Origin of the sequence: Aliirhizobium wenxiniae (assembly GCF_014201355.1) — a bacterium.
GTDB classification, from domain to species: domain Bacteria; phylum Pseudomonadota; class Alphaproteobacteria; order Rhizobiales; family Rhizobiaceae; genus Neorhizobium; species Neorhizobium wenxiniae.
Map to the genome: position 1 here is coordinate 127079 of NZ_JACHEG010000009.1, position 16577 is coordinate 143655.

Genomic DNA, 16577 nt, shown 5'->3' on the forward strand with positions numbered 1-16577 from the left:
TGAAAAGATATCTCTTTCCTGACCCCCTGCTAAAGACCGACTGATAAAAAGACGGCCCTTCTCGTCGAGAAGAGAGCCGGAACGAACATGAAAGGATATAAAATGTTCGCAGTCATCAAGACCGGCGGTAAGCAGTACCGCGTGGCCGCCAACGACGTGCTGACCATCGAAAAGCTGGAAGCCGAAGCTGGTGCAGTAGTAGAATTCAACGAAGTCCTGGTCGTCGGCGTTGGCGCCGATGCCAAGATCGGCGCACCGTTTGTTTCGGGCGCGACGGTCAAGGCCGAAGTTGTCGAGCATAACCGTGGCAAGAAGGTCATCTCCTTCAAGAAGCGTCGCCGTCAGAATTCCAAGCGTATTCGCGGTCATCGCCAGCATCACACGGTCGTCCGTATCACCGACATTCTCGGCTAATCAGGTTTCGAAGGTAAAGGAGAACTCCCATGGCACATAAAAAAGCTGGCGGTTCGTCGCGTAACGGTCGCGATTCTCAGTCCAAGCGCCTTGGCGTGAAGAAGTTCGGTGGCGAAGTCGTCATTCCGGGCAACATTATCGTGCGTCAGCGCGGTACGCAGTGGCATCCGGGCGCCAATGTTGGCCTCGGCAAGGACCACACGATTTTTGCGCTCACCGCAGGCAACGTGAATTTCCGCACGAAGGCGAACGGCCGCGTATACGTGTCCGTAATGCCGAAAGCGGAAGCCGCAGAATAAAGCCGGCAAGCGTTATGCAACCGGCGTCTCATCGACCCGGTTGAACGTTCAAGGTTCAGTCAAAGAAAAGGGAAGATGGGGCGCTACCCCAGCTTCCCTTTTTCTTTTTACCCCAGAGGAGACTGAACCATGCAAATCGAATTGTTGAGGGCGAGCCAATCCCGGCCGCCGGAAGAACGGCCGCGGCCGGACCGGTCCGAAGATCGGTCGAGAAGCGAGTGCCCCGTCTTACTGTCGCCGAGACTGGTTCTCCGCGCACCCCACAAAGAAGACATCGACGCACTTGCCCATCTCGCCAACAATGCCGCCATCGCAACGATGGTGTCGCGCATGCCGCATCCCTATACGGCGACAGACGCAGCCGATTTCGTGCGACGCACGAATGCCGGCGAGATTGGCAAATGCGTCTATGCCATTACCCGAGGAAATGACGGCGCCTTCCTGGGATGCTGCGCACTGGAGCCGCAGGCAGACGAACGCACTCTCGAAATCGGCTATTGGCTCGGCGAGCCCTATTGGAACGAAGGATATGGCACGGAAGCCGCCCATGCGCTGATCGACATGGCCTTCCGCACCAGAAGCGAAATCGACCAGATCGATGCACGCTGCCGGGTTACCAACATACCGTCCAAGCGGGTGATCCAGAAGTGCGGCTTCCAGTTTCAGGGATCCGGCATGATCGATTGCCTTGCGGAGGGCGCCATGGTGCCAGTCGAGTGGTTCCGTCTGGATCGCAAGACCTGGATATCGTTGAGAAGCTGGGGAGAGCTGAGATGAACGCCGCAGTTGTTGAAAGAGCCGTCGAAGTCCGGCTTGCGCCCGGCCCGTGCCCGGTCATCCAGTCCCGCCGGTTGACCTTGCGTCCTCACCGGCTTGCCGATGCGGATGCAATCGCGGCATCGCTTGCCGATTTCAAGGTTGCCCGCATGCTGTCGCGCGTGCCGCAGCCTTATCATCGGGATGATGCACTCGATTGGCTGGTACGCCAGACTTCCGGGCTGATGCCGGACTGGAGCCTTGCAATCACCACCGGCGACGACGTCCATATCGGTGTCGTCGGTATGGAGTTGCGCAGGGACGGCTGGCATCTGGGATATTGGTTGAACCGGTATTACTGGGATCATGGCTACATGACCGAGGCTACCGGTGCCGTTCTGGAGCGTTTCTTTAGGCGCATGCCGGACGCCGTAGTCCATTCCGGTGCCTTTGCCGACAACCTCGCTTCGCTTAATGTGCAGCGAAAGCTCGGTTTCAGGATCGTCGATGCGGGAGAGGTTTTCTCTGTCGCACGCAACCGCATGGCTCCGCATATCGACACGATGCTGGAGGCTGGCGATCTGGTGCGGCCACAGGCCTGCTAAAAAATGCTGATGGCCATCGGTATCCGCCGGCGGCCATCAGTCTATCTCAAACGACACGGGGTTGATCGGGCCAGGATGTCCATTGCGGTCCCGAATACCCTGGCGGGCCATGTCCGCGTCCGCCCATTCCGCAGAACCGTTCGTGCCGGAGCCGCATTGCAGCTTATGGCTGACGAACTTCATGATAATCTTTGACCTTAAAGGCAACGAACGGTATCGAAACGCTAAAGAAGGCGTCCAGAAACCCCTGATGACGTTGCGTAACACAAGACTGACGGCAGCAAGATGAAATTTCTCGACGAAGCAAAAGTCTATATTCGCTCCGGTGACGGTGGCGCGGGTGCAGTCTCGTTCCGGCGGGAAAAGTTTGTCGAGTTCGGCGGGCCGGATGGTGGCGACGGCGGACGCGGCGGCGACGTCTGGGTCGAGGCGGTGAACGGTCTCAACACCCTGATCGATTTCCGCTTCCAGCAGCATTTCAAGGCGGCGATCGGCATTCATGGAATGGGCCGCAACCGCACCGGCGCCAATGGCGACAGCGTGACGTTGAAAGTGCCTGTCGGCACGCAGATCTTCGAGGAAGACAACGAAACGCTGATCGTCGACATGATCAAGGAAGGTCAGAAATTTCGTCTGGCCAAGGGGGGCAATGGCGGTTTCGGCAACACGCATTTCAAGTCGCCGACCAATCAGGCGCCAAACTGGGCGAACCCGGGCCTTGAAGGCGAGGAAAAGACAGTCTGGCTGCGTCTGAAACTGATTGCCGACGCCGGTCTCGTTGGTCTGCCGAATGCCGGCAAGTCGACCTTCCTTGCGTCGGTCACCCGTGCCCGGCCGAAGATCGCCAATTATCCGTTCACGACGCTTCACCCCAATCTCGGTGTTGCGGCCATTGATGGACGCGAATTCGTGCTTGCCGATATTCCAGGCCTGATCGAAGGCGCCCATGAAGGGATTGGTCTCGGCGACCGCTTCCTCGGCCATGTGGAGCGCACCCGCGTTCTGCTCCATCTCGTCTCGTCGATGGAAGAGAAGGTCGGCCAGTCCTACAAGACGGTGAAGGCGGAACTTGAGGCCTATGGCGGCGGCCTGACCGACAAGCAGGAAATCGTTGCTCTGTCGCAGATCGATATCCTGGATGAAAAGGAACTGAAGAAAAAGGCGAAGGAACTGGAGAAGGCCTGCGGCCAGACGCCGTTCCTGATTTCCGCCGCGACGGGCAAGGGCATGACGGAAGTCTTGCGTGCCCTTCGTGACGTCATTCTCGAAGCCAGTGAAGGTGACGAGACGACCCTTCCGGACAGATCCGCATCAGTGCAGGACTATGACGAGGATGAGGAGCTATGACCGGCGGGAATACCAATAACCGCAAGGCGCTTTCCAGCTATCGCCGGGTCGTCATCAAGATCGGCTCGGCGCTGCTCGTCGACCGCAAGACCGGGCTGAAATCCGCGTGGCTCGATTCCATCTGCAGCGATATCGCTGCGTTGAAGGCTGCGGGGGGCGATGTTCTCGTCGTGTCCTCGGGCGCAATCGCCCTGGGCCGTACCGTTCTCGGCTTTCCTGCCGGTGCTCTGAAGCTGGAGGAAAGCCAGGCGGCCGCTGCGGTTGGCCAGATTGCGCTTGCGCGCGCATGGTCTGAAAGCCTGTCGCGTGACGCGATTGTCGCCGGCCAGATCCTGCTGACTTTGGGCGATACGGAAGAGCGCCGCCGTTACCTCAACGCCCGCGCAACCATCAAGCAGTTGCTGAAGATCGGTGCCGTGCCGATCATCAACGAGAACGATACCGTCGCGACCTCGGAAATTCGTTATGGCGACAATGACAGGCTGGCTGCACGTGTCGCGACGATGACCGGGGCCGATCTGCTGGTGCTTCTGTCGGATATCGACGGGCTTTACACCGCGCCTCCGCATCTCGATCCTGATGCGAAATTCCTGGACATCATTCCCGCAATCACGCCCGAGATCGAGGCGATGGCCGGTGGAGCTGCTTCGGAACTGTCGCGCGGCGGCATGCGCACCAAGATCGATGCCGGCAAGATCGCGACCGGTGCCGGCTGCGCGATGATTATCGCATCCGGCAAGACGGACCACCCGCTGCAGGCGATCGAGCAGGGAACACGCTCCTCATGGTTCGCGCCGTCCGAAGCGCCGGTTACCGCGCGCAAGACCTGGATTGCCGGGCAGTTGCAGCCGGCGGGTGAGCTTCATGTCGACAGCGGTGCGGAAAAGGCGCTCGGCCTGGGTAAAAGCCTGCTACCAGCGGGCGTTCGTCGGATCGAAGGTCATTTCCATCGCGGTGATACGGTTGCCATTATCGGTACGGATGGGCTTGAGATTGCCCGCGGTCTGGTCAGTTACGATGCCGATGAGGCGCGCCAGATTACAGGCCGGAAATCTACCGAGATCGAGGCGATATTGGGGTATGCCGGCCGTGCCGCGATGGTTCATCGCGGCGACTTGGTGATGACGGGCGGGCTTCGGGCGAAGGCGAGCCGCAAAGAGGGTGTAGTCCATGCTGGATAAGGTTTCGACGGTCGATATCGACAAGATCATGGCCGAGATCGGTCGCAATGCCAAGGCGGCTGCGCGTCAGCTCGCCATTGCATCGACGCAGTCGAAGAACGAGGCGCTTCACGCCATGGCGGATGCGATGGTCGCTGCCACGGCCAGGATTCTTGCGGCCAATGCCGAGGACCTGAAGCAGGTGGAAGGCAAGGGACTGCTGCCATCCTTCATCGATCGCCTGACATTGACGGAAAAAGGTATCTCCGGAATGGCGCAGGGCTTACGCGAGATTGCCGAATTCAAGGACCCGGTCGGAGAGGTAATTACCGCCTGGGATCGCCCGAACGGATTGAATATCGAGCGTGTCCGTACGCCGCTTGGCGTCATCGGCGTGATCTATGAAAGCCGCCCCAATGTGACAGCGGATGCCGGCGCATTGTGCCTGAAGGCCGGCAATGCGGTTATCCTGCGCGGCGGTTCGGATTCGGCGCAATCATCGCAGGCTATCCATGATTGCCTTGTCGCAGGCCTCAAGGCTGCCGGTCTTCCGGAGCATGCGATCCAGATCGTGCCGACGACCGATCGCGCCGCCGTCGGTGCCATGTTGTCCGGCCTCGATGGTGCGATCGATGTCATCGTTCCGCGCGGTGGCAAGAGCCTTGTCGCCCGCGTTCAGAATGAGGCGCGCGTGCCAGTCTTTGCCCATCTTGAGGGTCTCTGCCATATCTATGTCGATGCATCTGCCGATCTCGACATGGCAAAGAAGATCGTCGTGAATGCCAAAATGCGGCGCACCGGTGTCTGCGGCGCAGCGGAAACGCTGCTGGTCGACAAGGCCGTTGCCAGCACGCATCTCGTACCGCTTCTGCAGGCGCTTAAAGACGCAGGCTGCGAAATCCGTGGATCGGCTGAAGTGTTGCTTGCCTGCCCGACGGCTGAAGCTGCAACGGAAGAAGACTGGCGCACGGAATATCTGGATGCGGTCATTTCCGTCGCGGTCGTTGACGGCATCGATGGAGCGATCCGGCACATCAACACCTACTCTTCCAGCCACACGGAAGCGGTGATTGCCGAAGACCCGGCCGTTGTGGCGCGTTTCTTCAACGAGATCGATTCCGCCATCCTGCTGCATAATGCCTCCACGCAATTTGCCGATGGCGGCGAATTCGGCATGGGTGGCGAGATTGGCATTTCGACCGGCAAGATGCATGCCCGCGGGCCGGTTGGCGTCGAGCAGCTGACTTCATTCAAGTACCGGGTGCATGGCACCGGCCAGATCCGTCCATAGAGCTTCGGCCCGACGTGGAAGAAGAGAAGATAGATCGCCGATATCTGACCATGCCGCATATTGAGCGCGGCATGGCCGTCGGGCTTTTCGGCGGGTCTTTCAATCCGCCGCATGAAGGCCATCTGCTGGTCGCCGAAATTGCGTTGCGCCGTCTCGGCCTCGATCAGCTCTGGTGGATGGTGACGCCTGGAAATCCGCTGAAAAGCCGTAGCGAGCTTGCGCCTCTTGGCGAGCGAATTTCGCTGAGCGAGCATCTTGCCCGCGATCCGCGCATCAAGGTTACCGCCTTTGAAAAGACACTCGGCGGCTCCTATACGGCCGATACGCTTGCCCATGTGAAAGCCAAAAATCCCCAGGCCCATTTTGTCTGGATCATGGGGGCAGATAGCTTGCAGTCCTTCCACCTCTGGCAGAAATGGCGCGAGATCGTCTCGATGTTCCCGATCGCGGTCGTCGATCGGCCGGGTGCAACCCTGTCATTCCTGTCGTCGAAAATGGCGCGCACCTTCGATTACGCTCGGGTGGATGAGGACGATATCGGGACGCTGTGGAAGAGGCAGGCTCCGGCCTGGACCTTCATTCATGGTCCGCGATCGACACTGAGTTCGACCGCGCTTCGCGCGAATGGCCGCAAGACTTCACCTTGATCCTTTCGGGAATTTTGCACATGACAGTTTCGCGTCATGCGTTCACTTCTGGTGGTTCTCCCTTGAAAGATTAACCATTCGGTGCCACCTTCACCAAAGCGGCCGACCTTGATCGGATTCGCTGAAAGTGCTTGTTGCTGTTACCTGGTAAGAAAGGACAAACCCTGACAACAGTACACGCCAAGGGAAAGATGGTTTCCATCCTCCCGCAGAGTTCCGAACGTGGCGCCGATGCCGCAGCTCGTGCTCTCGAACTGATCCTCACCAGCCTTGAGGATTCAAAAGCAGAAGATATCGTCACCATCAATATTGCCGGCAAATCGGCGCTGGGCGACTACATGGTTGTGGTCACCGGGCGATCGAGCCGTCATGTCATGGCGATCTGCGACCATCTTGTCACCGACCTCAAGGACGAGGGGCTTGGATCCCCGCGCGTTGAGGGCCAGGAAAGCGGTGACTGGGTTCTGATCGACACGGGTGATGTGATCGTGCACGTGTTCCGTTCCGAAATCCGCGAGTTCTACAACATCGAAAAGATGTGGGCGGCTCCGGAGATCGAAGAAGGACCTCTGCTGCACTGAGCGGTTTGGGCTTGGCCTGAACCGTCGGAAGCCGTTAAAGCAAGACTGGCGTCACGCGCCGGTACAGTGGTTTTCGGCTGTTCGAATTTAGACGGATCAGGACATGCGTATTACTCTTTTTGCCGTGGGACGGCTCAAGGCCGGCCCGGAGAAGGACCTTGCGTCCCGTTATCTCGACCGTTTCGCCAAGGCCGGCCCCGCCGTGGGCCTGGAACTGGCGAAACTAGTGGAGGTGCAGGAGAGCCGCGCATCAAATGCCGATACCCGCAAGCGCGAGGAAGCCGGCGCCCTGGAAAAGGCCCTGCCGGAGGGCGCCATCCTCGTTTTGTTGGACGAACGCGGCAAGACGCTGGACAGTCAGGCTTTTTCGGATGCGATCGGTCGTTATCGCGACAACGGGAAGCGTGACATGATGCTGGCAATCGGCGGTGCTGATGGTCTTGACCCGGAGCTTCGCGCCAAGGCGGACCTGGTTCTCAACCTTGGGACGATGACCTGGCCGCATCAGCTTGTCCGCATTCTCATCGCAGAACAATTATACCGCGCCGTGACCATCCTTTCCGGCCACCCCTATCACCGCGTTTAACCTTTCGTTCAGGCTCAAACACGATGTTGTTTGTGGCGTGGCTTAGCAAATCAGCCTAGCCTTCGCATTCTATCACTCGGAGCGGACATGGACGCCAGTCGGAAAAGACCTGCCAGATATGGATCAGGCTTGGTCAGCACGCTGGCCGTTGCCGGTCTTCTGCTGGCAGTTCCGCAGGTGCTTCATGCGCAGGATGCCGCGTCGCCCAGCGATGGCATCGTGAGTGCGGCACCGGTCGAGGCTGCCGGGCCGACTGCCGAATTGCAGCAGAAGCAGGAAGAGACGCGCAAGGAACTCGAAGCGCTCGGCAAGACGATGCAACTGTCCGGAGACAAGATCTCCGATATCGAGAAAAGCATTGCACAGACCAACAAGGATAGTGCCGATATCCGTCAGGCCCTAATCGATTCTGCGAAGAAGCGGCAGGATCTGGAGCGGAAGATCCAGGAAAGCGAAAAGAAGATCGCTGCCCTCGGCGTGCAGGAAGACGGAATTCGTGCGTCCCTTCGCAGTCGCCGGGGTGTACTTGCGGAAGTGCTCGGTGCACTTGAGCGGATGGGGCGCAACCCGCCGCCGGCACTGCTGGTGAAGCCGGAGGATGCGCTTGCTTCCGTGCGCAGCGCCATTCTTCTCGGTGCTGTCGTGCCGGGCATGCGTGCGGAGGCCGAACGTCTCGTCGCCGACCTGAAGGCCCTGAGCGAGACGCGCAGTGCCGCAGCAAGTGAAAAGCAGGCCGTGTCGGACACGATTGCGGCAAGCCTTGAAGAAGACAAGCGGATGGATCTTCTTCTGGCTGAAAACGAAAAGTTGAACGGCCGGAATACGGCGGAACTCGAGGCTGAACGGCGGCGTTCCGAGGTGCTGGCAGGCCGTGCGACCTCGCTCGAAGGGCTCATTTCCTCGCTGGAGAGCGAAATATCTTCGGTGAGGGAAGCCATGGAAGCGGCCAGGGCTGAAGAAGAGCGACAGAAACGTCTCACACAGGCCGAGCGTGAGAAGGCCAGGGAGCTTGCCGAAAACGGTGTGCCCGACAAAAACCGCATTGCGCCAGCATATGCGTTTTCAAGTCTGAGGCAGAAGTTGACCTTTCCGGTGGCAGGCGATGTCGTACGCTGGTTCGGCGATCCCGACGGGACAGGCCATACGGCGCGGGGCATCACCATCGCTTCCAATGCCGGGGCCATCGTGACCGCGCCGGCGGATGGTTCGATCGTATTTGCCGGAGCGTTCAGAAGCTACGGCCAGACGATCATTCTCAATGTCGGTGACGGATATTACGTGGTCTTCACCGGCATGAAGGATGTGAACGTCCGTCAGGGAAGTTTTGTCTTCAGCGGTGAGCCGATCGCCGTGATGGGCGAGAAAAGAGTGGCGAGTGCAACTGCGTTGGCGCTGGAAACGGATCGCCCAACGCTTTACATTGAATTTAGAAACGGCAACACCACGGTTGATTCCAAGCCATGGTGGTCAGCGAAAGAAACTGGAAGGGCGCGAAATGATTCGTAGGGCTTCGCTTGTCATCGTCGGTGCACTCATGGGTGCTACAGCGATGAGTGTCATCTATTCGGCCGGCGTGCCGGCCCAGGCAGCCGGAGCGTCGACCTATAAGGAACTTTCGATTTTCGGTGACGTCTTCGAACGTGTTCGCGCCCAGTATGTGACGGCGCCGGACGAAGAGAAGCTTGTCGAAAACGCGATCAACGGCATGCTAAGCTCGCTCGATCCTCATTCGAGCTTCATGAATGCCAAGGATGCCGAAGACATGCGGACCCAGACCCGCGGTGAATTTGGCGGTCTCGGTATCGAAGTGACGATGGAGAACGAGCTGGTCAAGGTCATCGCGCCGATCGACGACACGCCCGCTTCGAAGGCTGGTATCCTTGCCGGCGACTTCATCTCTGAAATCGACGGCCAGTCCATTCGTGGCCTGAAGCTTGAGGATGCCGTCGAAAAGATGCGCGGTGCGGTCAATACGCCGATCAAGCTTACCGTCATCCGTCAGGGCGCCGACAAGCCGCTCGAAATCACCGTTGTTCGTGACGTTATCGCAGTGCGTGCGGTGAAGTCCCGTGTAGAAGGCGGTAACGTCGGTTATGTTCGCGTCATCTCGTTCACCGAAAAGACCTATGATGATCTAGAAAAGGCGATCAAGAAGATCAAAGCCGATGTTCCGGCCGACAAGCTGAAGGGTTACGTTCTCGACCTGCGTCTCAATCCGGGCGGTCTCCTGGACCAGGCGATCAACGTGTCGGACGCCTTCCTGGAGCGTGGTGAAGTCGTTTCCACCCGCGGTCGCAATGCCGACGAAACCCGCCGCTTCAATGCTGGCCCGGGCGATCTGACTGACGGAAAGCCGGTTATCGTGTTGATCAATGGCGGTTCAGCTTCGGCTTCGGAAATCGTTGCTGGTGCGCTTCAGGACCTGAAGCGGGCGACTGTCGTCGGTACTCGTTCCTTCGGCAAGGGCTCCGTCCAGACGATCATTCCGCTTGGCGATGCTGGTGCATTACGCCTGACGACTGCGCTTTATTACACGCCATCGGGCAAGTCGATCCAGGGTACGGGCATCAACCCGGACATCAAGGTCGAGCAGCCGCTACCGCCGGAACTGCAGGGCAAGCTGAAGGCCGAGGGCGAATCCAGCCTCAAGGGCCATATTCAGGGCAATGCCGAGACGGAAGAAGGCTCCGGTTCCGCGGCCTATGTGCCACCGGAAGCCAAGGATGACATCCAGCTGAACTATGCTATGGATCTTCTCAATGGCACAAAGACGGATCCTAGCTTCCCGGCCAGCCCGGACAAGGCTGCAGCCGCCGTCAAGAAGTAAGAACAGTACCGGGGGAGCCTGAGCGGGTCCCCCGGATTTTTCATGACCGCGGGATAGCACGGATATTAGCTTGGGTACTGATCTCCATGCACCCTTGGGACAAGGGCGGCCATCGAAGACGAAACGGTCGTGGCGTGGCTACAAGGCCGTTTTATGCGCCGGTGTGTTGATAGTCTGCGTTATCGCTCTTTCCATCTACGTCATACAGGAAGACGACGGGCTCAGGCGGGTTGCCGCCAATGGCGCGCAAACGGCGTCCGAAGGCAAACCCGATCCTTCGAAAGAGGCGGATAGTGCTGATCGTGCCCCGCAATCGGCCACGTCTCCCGAACGTACGGCGTCGGGCGCCAATATAGAGCGCATTCCCACGGGCGACGGAAACTACGTTACCAAATATACGCCGCGTGACCGGACCGGGCCACTGGTCATCGATGCGCAAAGGATGGGCCAGGATCCGCGGATAGCCGGCCAGCCGAACCCCGATCTTGTCGAAGAAACCGAGAACGGAAAGCTGCCGATCATCGGCGCCGACGGTCTGCGTCCCATGGACCAATATGCAAGGCCATGGTCGGGCGAGAGGGGCGCACGGGTTGCGATCGTCATCAGTGGCCTCGGCCTCAGCCAGACTGGCAGCCAGAAGGCCGTCCAGCAATTGCCGGCGGGAGTGACCCTAGCATTCGCGGCGAGCGGTAACAGCCTGCAGCGCTGGATGCAGGAAGCGCGGCGCAAGGGGCATGAAATATTACTGCAGGTTCCGTTCGAGCCGTTCGATTATCCGGCGAACGATCCGGGGCCCGGTACTCTGCTGACGGCGAGTTCCGCCAAGGACAATATCGTTCGCCTGCACCAGGCCATGGCGCGGGTCACCAATTATACCGGTATCGTCAATTATCAGGGCGCACGTTACCTTTCGGATGAAAAGGCGCTGCGCCCGGTGCTGCAGGACGTGGCGAAGCGTGGACTGCTTTTCCTCGATGACGGGACGTCTTCTCTTTCAAAGACGAATTCCGTATCCGATGCCGTCAAGCTACCTCATGCCTTTGCCGATGTCGTTCTCGACGGGCAGGTTCAGACCCAGGCCATTCTTCGCAAGCTCGATGAACTCGGCCGCATCGCAGACAGGCAGGGAACGGCGATCGGCGTTGCTGCCGCTTACGACGAGAGCATCGATGCTGTAAGGAAGTGGGCGGAAGAGGCGACCCAGCGCGGCATCGAGATCGTTGGCGTGTCTGCGATCGTGCGCGATAAAAGCGAACCCTGACGGAGAGTGAAGCATGGCCAAAAAAGACGAGGCCAAGAAGAGTGGAACGGTGAAGGCGGAAGACCTGCCGTATCGGCCTTGTGTGGGCATCATGGTGCTCAACCGTGGCGGACTGGTCTGGGCCGGCCGAAGGATCTCCGAAGGCAACAGCGAATATGATGGCTCGCCGCAGCTTTGGCAGATGCCGCAAGGCGGCATCGACAAGGGAGAAGACGCACTGCCTGCCGCCTATCGTGAGCTTTACGAGGAAACCGGCATGAAGACGGTAACCCTGCTTGCGCAATCGAAGGACTGGATTAATTACGATCTGCCGGCGCATCTCATCGGTATCGGGCTCAAGGGAAAATATCGCGGGCAGACCCAGCGCTGGTTTGCCTTCCGCTTCGAGGGGGATGAAAGCGAGATTGCCATCAATCCGCCGCCGGGTGGCCATTCGCCGGAATTCGACGCCTGGGATTGGAAGCCCATGGCCGAGCTTCCCGGCCTGATCGTTCCGTTCAAGCGACAGGTCTACGATCAGGTGGTTGCGGAATTTTCATATCTGGCAGCGGCCTGAGTCCCGGCGCTACCGTGAACAGCAAAGACGAGAGAAGACCCGGCCCGAAAGCCGGGTCTTTGCTTATTTACTCTGCAGCGTCGGCCGATTCCGCGTTGAGCTGGCCGTAACGTTCCTCACCGATCTTCGTCAGCAGGTCGAGCTGCGTTTCAAGGAAGTCGATATGACCTTCCTCATCCATCAGCAGTTCTTCGAACAGCTTCATGGAAACGTAGTCGCCTGCCTCGTGACAGAGATCACGAGAGGCTTTGTACGCTGTACGGGCGTCGTATTCGCCGGCAAGATCGGCTTCCAACACTTCCTTGACATTTTGGCCGATACGCAGCGGCGCAACCGTCTGGAGATTGGGGTGGCCCTCAAGGAAGATGATGCGATCGATCAGGCGATCGGCATGCTGCATCTCTTCAATGGATTCGGCGCGTTCCTTCTTTGCGAGCTTGGTGAAACCCCAGTCGCTCAGAAGACGATAGTGCAGCCAGTATTGATTAACGGCCCCAAGTTCGAGGAACAAAGCCTCGTTAAGCCGCTCGATGACTCTTTTGTCGCCTTTCAATGTCCGCTCTCCTGTTTTCCTCATGGAACTGCTTCAAGCGAGACAAATATATAACGACTTCGTCCTCCGTCGAGTGACGCAGGGCATGATATTCTTCGGTCGTGCGGATAATCAGATCCACCACGTTCGGGAAACAGCCGCAACAGCGGCCGCGTTTGCTCATGGCGTGATAGACTTTCGCCGGTACGATGAGCTGCCAACAGTCTTCGTCAAGAAGCTGGACGATGACGTCCTTGATTTCCTTGTCCGTGATGTAATTGCAGCTGCAGACGAGCATTTCCGGTAGACCTGTCAAACATGACCAACGCTATCTTCTTTTGAGAAAGAAGACCGGGGATGTCAAGAAAAATCCTGTTCTGCTTAATCACGAGCTGCTAAATTGCCAAGCCTCGCCACCATGGATATGGCGCAAAGCGTTTCAACCTTGCAATCCAGCCTCAGAGTGGCTTTGCAATGCCGTTGCTTGTCCCGGGTTTTGCCTGCGAGGATGGTCGGTGGATCAAGGTTGACGCTTCGACCACCAGCGGCATCAGTCCGTCTGCACCTTCATCCAGGCATTCGAACAGATGCCTGCGCATCCGTGGCTCCCAGAACTTGTTAATGTGGGTGGCAACGCCTTTTGCTCTGTCGGTTTCCGGCTGTGACATGAAGAAAGTGGCGATCTGATTTGCCATTCTGATCAGCTTTTCCCGCCCCTGATCATGCGACATCGATGAGCTCCTTTGTATCCGCAAGGCGGAGGATTTCCGAGGTTAACACGGATTCGGTGCGATCCTGACCGGCTCTACTCCGCTGCCTGTATTTTGCCTGCGATGCGACGTGAGCGGTTGGACAGATCATTGTAGTCCTCCTGCCATTGCGTCGGGCCGTTGGACGGAGAAACCTGTACTGCCGTCACCTTGTATTCCGGACAGTTGGTTGCCCAATCGGAGAAATCGGTAGTGATGACATTGGCTTGCGTATCCGGGTGGTGAAAGGTCGTATAGACGACGCCCGGCGATACCCGGTCGGTAATCTGTGCCCGAAGCGTGGTATCGCCCGAGCGGCTCGCAAGCTTGATCCAGTCGCCATCCTTGATGCCGCGTTGCTCTGCGTCATGCGGATGGATCTCCAGCCGGTCCTCGGCGTGCCAGATGACGTTTTCGGTCCGACGCGTCTGCGCCCCGACATTGTATTGGGACAGGATACGCCCGGTGGTAAGCAGCAGCGGGAAGCGTGGTCCGGTGCGCTCGTCGGTCGCCACATATTCGGTGCGAATGAATTTGCCCTTGCCGCGCACGAAACCGTCGACATGCATGATCGGCGAACCTTTAGGATGCGCCTCGTTGCACGGCCACTGTACCGAGCCCATTTTGTCGAGATAGTCGTAGGAAACCATCCCGAAGCTCGGCGTCGTTGCGGCGATCTCATCCATGATCTCGGATGGATGGGCATAGTTCCAGTTCAGCCCCATCGCCTGTGCAAGCTTCTGGGTCACCTCCCAATCGGCAAGGCCGTTCTTCGGGGTCATCACCCTGCGTACGCGGTTGATGCGGCGTTCGGCATTGGTGAAGGTTCCATCCTTCTCGAGGAAGGTCGAGCCCGGCAGAAAGACATGGGCGTAATTGGCCGTCTCGTTAAGGAAAAGGTCGTGCACAACAACGCATTCCATGGCTTCGAGCCCGGCCGAGACATGTCTGGTATCAGGGTCGGACTGCAGAATATCCTCGCCTTGAATGTAGATGCCCTTGAACGTGCCTTCGACGGCTGCATCCAGCATGTTGGGAATCCGCAGGCCCGGCTCGTTGTTCAGCGTCACGCCCCAGAGTTTTTCGAATGTGTCGCGCGTGGCATCGTCCGAGATATGGCGATAGCCCGGCAATTCATGCGGAAACGAGCCCATGTCGCAGGAACCCTGAACATTGTTCTGGCCGCGCAGGGGGTTCACGCCGACGCCCGGCCGGCCGATATTGCCCGTCGCCATGGCAAGGTTGGCGATCGCCATCACCGTCGTCGAACCCTGGCTGTGCTCGGTAACGCCTAGGCCGTAATAAATCGCGCCATTGCCGCCGGAGGCAAACAGCCGGGCGGCGCCGCGTAGAAGATCGGCCGGAACGCCGGTAAAGCTTTCCGTCACTTCCGGGCTATGGGCTTTGTCGGAAACAAAAGCGGCCCAGTCTTCGAATTCCGACCAGTCGCAGCGCTCGCGGATGAACGCCTCCGCAGCCAGGCCCTCGGTGACGATGACATGTGCCAGCGCCGTCATGACGGCGACATTGGTGCCGGGTTTCAGCGGCAGGTGATAGGCTGCTTCCACATGCGGTGTTCTGACGAGGTCGATGCGGCGCGGATCGATGACGATCAGTTTTGCACCCTGTCGCAACCGCTTTTTCAGCCGCGAGCCGAAGACCGGATGCCCATCGGTCGGGTTGGCGCCAATGACGATGACCACATCGGACTGCTCGATACTGTCGAAATTCTGCGTGCCGGCCGAAGTGCCGAACGCCTGTCCGAGGCCGTAGCCGGTTGGCGAGTGGCAGACGCGGGCGCAGGTATCGACATTGTTGTTACCGAAACCGGCGCGCACCAGTTTCTGGACGAGAAAGGTCTCCTCATTGGTACAGCGCGACGAGGTGATGCCGCCGATGGCGTCGCGGCCATATTGGTACTGGATGCGGCGAAACTCGGTGGCGATATGCGAAAACGCCTCTTCCCAAGTCACTTCCCGCCATGGGTCGGAGATGTTCTCGCGGATCATCGGGTTAAGGATGCGGTCCCTGTGGCTGGCGTAACCATAGGCAAAACGTCCCTTGACGCAGGAATGGCCGCGATTGGCCTGCCCATCCTTCCACGGCACCATGCGCACCAGTTCCTCACCGCGCATTTCCGCCTTGAAGGAACAGCCGACGCCGCAATAGGCACAGGTGGTGACGGCCGAATGCTCCGGCTGACCGATCGCGATCACCGATTTTTCCGTCAGTGTCGCGGTAGGACAGGCCTGCACGCAGGCTCCGCAGGACACGCATTCGGAATCCAGAAAATGCTCGTGCGCACCGGGCGAGACCCGGCTTTCGAAACCGCGCCCCTCGATCGTCAGCGCGAACGTGCCCTGGACTTCCTCGCAGGCGCGCACACAGCGCGAACAGACGATGCATTTCGAAGGATCATAGGTGAAATAGGGATTGGATTCGTCCTTCGGCATCCATTTCGGGTTGATGGCATCGTCGTTGCGCGCGCGCACATGATTTTCCCCCTGATAACCGTAACGAACGTCACGAAGCCCGACGGCACCCGCCATGTCCTGCAATTCGCAGTCGCCATTGGCGGCGCAGGTGAGGCAGTCGAGTGGATGATCTGAGATATAAAGCTCCATTACACCACGGCGGATATCCTTCAGCCGGCCGGTCTGGGTATGGACGACCATGTTGGGTGAAACGGGCGTAGTGCAGGAGGAAGGCGTGCCATTGCGGCCTTCGACCTCCACCAGACAGAGGCGGCAGGAACCGAAGGCATCCACCATGTCCGTGGCGCAGAGTTTCGGGATCTGGATGCCCGCCTCCATCGAGGCCCGCATGATCGACGTGCCTTCAGGAACGGTGACGGCGCGGCCATCAATCGTCAGGGTCACCTGTCTTTCAGAGCGGGATGCAGGCGTGCCGTAGTCGATTTCATGGATGAGAGACATGACGTGCCTCCTTGCTGGAGATCGGCATTC

At 58.9% G+C, this 16577-nt stretch carries 18 protein-coding genes; 14 read left to right on the forward strand and 4 right to left on the reverse strand.

Annotated elements, in window-relative coordinates:
- The first annotated feature begins 102 nt into the window (after window positions 1-102).
- The 14 genes from rplU (at window position 103) to HNQ72_RS25905 (ending at window position 12330) form a co-directional block, all read left to right on the forward strand.
- On the forward strand, window positions 103-414 hold the full coding sequence (rplU, locus tag HNQ72_RS25840; protein WP_148143782.1) for a 50S ribosomal protein L21: 312 nt from the start codon (window positions 103-105) through the stop codon (window positions 412-414).
- A gap of 29 nt (window positions 415-443) precedes the next feature.
- Entirely contained in the window at window positions 444-713 is a 270-nt protein-coding gene (gene rpmA, locus HNQ72_RS25845; RefSeq protein ID WP_148143781.1) for a 50S ribosomal protein L27, read from the forward strand.
- Between the two features lie 129 nt (window positions 714-842).
- Complete coding sequence (locus HNQ72_RS25850; RefSeq protein WP_183996747.1) at window positions 843-1490, forward strand: GNAT family N-acetyltransferase; 648 nt, start codon at window positions 843-845, stop codon at window positions 1488-1490.
- Complete coding sequence (locus HNQ72_RS25855) at window positions 1487-2074, forward strand: GNAT family N-acetyltransferase (protein ID WP_183996749.1); 588 nt, start codon at window positions 1487-1489, stop codon at window positions 2072-2074. The genes HNQ72_RS25850 and HNQ72_RS25855 overlap by 4 nt, the downstream gene beginning before the upstream one ends.
- 285 nt (window positions 2075-2359) lie before the next feature.
- Window positions 2360-3421 carry a GTPase ObgE gene (obgE, locus tag HNQ72_RS25860; RefSeq protein WP_183996751.1) on the forward strand — a complete coding sequence of 354 codons (1062 nt, stop codon included), beginning with the start codon at window positions 2360-2362 and terminating at the stop codon, window positions 3419-3421.
- The gene (gene proB, locus HNQ72_RS25865; RefSeq protein ID WP_183996753.1) at window positions 3418-4602 is read left to right on the forward strand and encodes a glutamate 5-kinase; all 1185 of its coding nucleotides are present in this window, start codon (window positions 3418-3420) and stop codon (window positions 4600-4602) included. The genes obgE and proB overlap by 4 nt, the downstream gene beginning before the upstream one ends.
- On the forward strand, window positions 4592-5872 hold the full coding sequence (locus HNQ72_RS25870) for a glutamate-5-semialdehyde dehydrogenase (RefSeq protein ID WP_183996755.1): 1281 nt from the start codon (window positions 4592-4594) through the stop codon (window positions 5870-5872). The genes proB and HNQ72_RS25870 overlap by 11 nt, the downstream gene beginning before the upstream one ends.
- A 50-nt stretch (window positions 5873-5922) precedes the next feature.
- Entirely contained in the window at window positions 5923-6519 is a 597-nt protein-coding gene (locus HNQ72_RS25875; RefSeq protein WP_183996757.1) for a nicotinate-nucleotide adenylyltransferase, read from the forward strand.
- Window positions 6520-6710: 191 nt separating this feature from the next.
- Entirely contained in the window at window positions 6711-7100 is a 390-nt protein-coding gene (gene rsfS / locus HNQ72_RS25880; protein WP_183996759.1) for a ribosome silencing factor, read from the forward strand.
- Window positions 7101-7203: 103 nt separating this feature from the next.
- Window positions 7204-7686: a 23S rRNA (pseudouridine(1915)-N(3))-methyltransferase RlmH gene (gene rlmH, locus HNQ72_RS25885; protein WP_183996761.1), complete on the forward strand. Its 483-nt coding sequence runs from the start codon at window positions 7204-7206 to the stop codon at window positions 7684-7686.
- Between the two features lie 129 nt (window positions 7687-7815).
- Window positions 7816-9192: a murein hydrolase activator EnvC family protein gene (locus HNQ72_RS25890; RefSeq protein WP_373289495.1), complete on the forward strand. Its 1377-nt coding sequence runs from the start codon at window positions 7816-7818 to the stop codon at window positions 9190-9192.
- A complete protein-coding gene (locus HNQ72_RS25895) occupies window positions 9182-10513 on the forward strand; it encodes a S41 family peptidase (RefSeq protein ID WP_183996766.1) in 1332 nt (443 codons plus the stop codon). Before HNQ72_RS25890 ends, HNQ72_RS25895 begins: the two co-directional genes overlap by 11 nt.
- Before the next feature lie 70 nt (window positions 10514-10583).
- Window positions 10584-11774 carry a divergent polysaccharide deacetylase family protein gene (locus tag HNQ72_RS25900; protein ID WP_183996768.1) on the forward strand — a complete coding sequence of 397 codons (1191 nt, stop codon included), beginning with the start codon at window positions 10584-10586 and terminating at the stop codon, window positions 11772-11774.
- 13 nt (window positions 11775-11787) lie between these two features.
- On the forward strand, window positions 11788-12330 hold the full coding sequence (locus HNQ72_RS25905) for an RNA pyrophosphohydrolase (RefSeq protein WP_183996770.1): 543 nt from the start codon (window positions 11788-11790) through the stop codon (window positions 12328-12330).
- 67 nt (window positions 12331-12397) lie between these two features.
- On the opposite strand, the gene bfr is transcribed toward HNQ72_RS25905, so the two are convergent.
- From bfr to fdhF, 4 genes are all read right to left on the reverse strand, one after another.
- Window positions 12398-12883, reverse strand: coding sequence for a bacterioferritin (gene bfr / locus HNQ72_RS25910; RefSeq protein ID WP_183829518.1), 486 nt, complete (start codon window positions 12881-12883; stop codon window positions 12398-12400).
- Window positions 12849-13160 (reverse strand): (2Fe-2S)-binding protein, encoded by a 312-nt coding sequence (locus tag HNQ72_RS30750; protein WP_148143767.1) that lies wholly within the window; start codon window positions 13158-13160, stop codon window positions 12849-12851. The genes bfr and HNQ72_RS30750 overlap by 35 nt, the downstream gene beginning before the upstream one ends.
- 160 nt (window positions 13161-13320) lie before the next feature.
- Window positions 13321-13593 (reverse strand): formate dehydrogenase subunit delta, encoded by a 273-nt coding sequence (locus HNQ72_RS25915; protein ID WP_183996772.1) that lies wholly within the window; start codon window positions 13591-13593, stop codon window positions 13321-13323.
- A gap of 74 nt (window positions 13594-13667) precedes the next feature.
- The gene (fdhF, locus tag HNQ72_RS25920) at window positions 13668-16547 is read right to left on the reverse strand and encodes a formate dehydrogenase subunit alpha (RefSeq protein WP_183996774.1); all 2880 of its coding nucleotides are present in this window, start codon (window positions 16545-16547) and stop codon (window positions 13668-13670) included.
- Window positions 16548-16577: the final 30 nt, after the last annotated feature.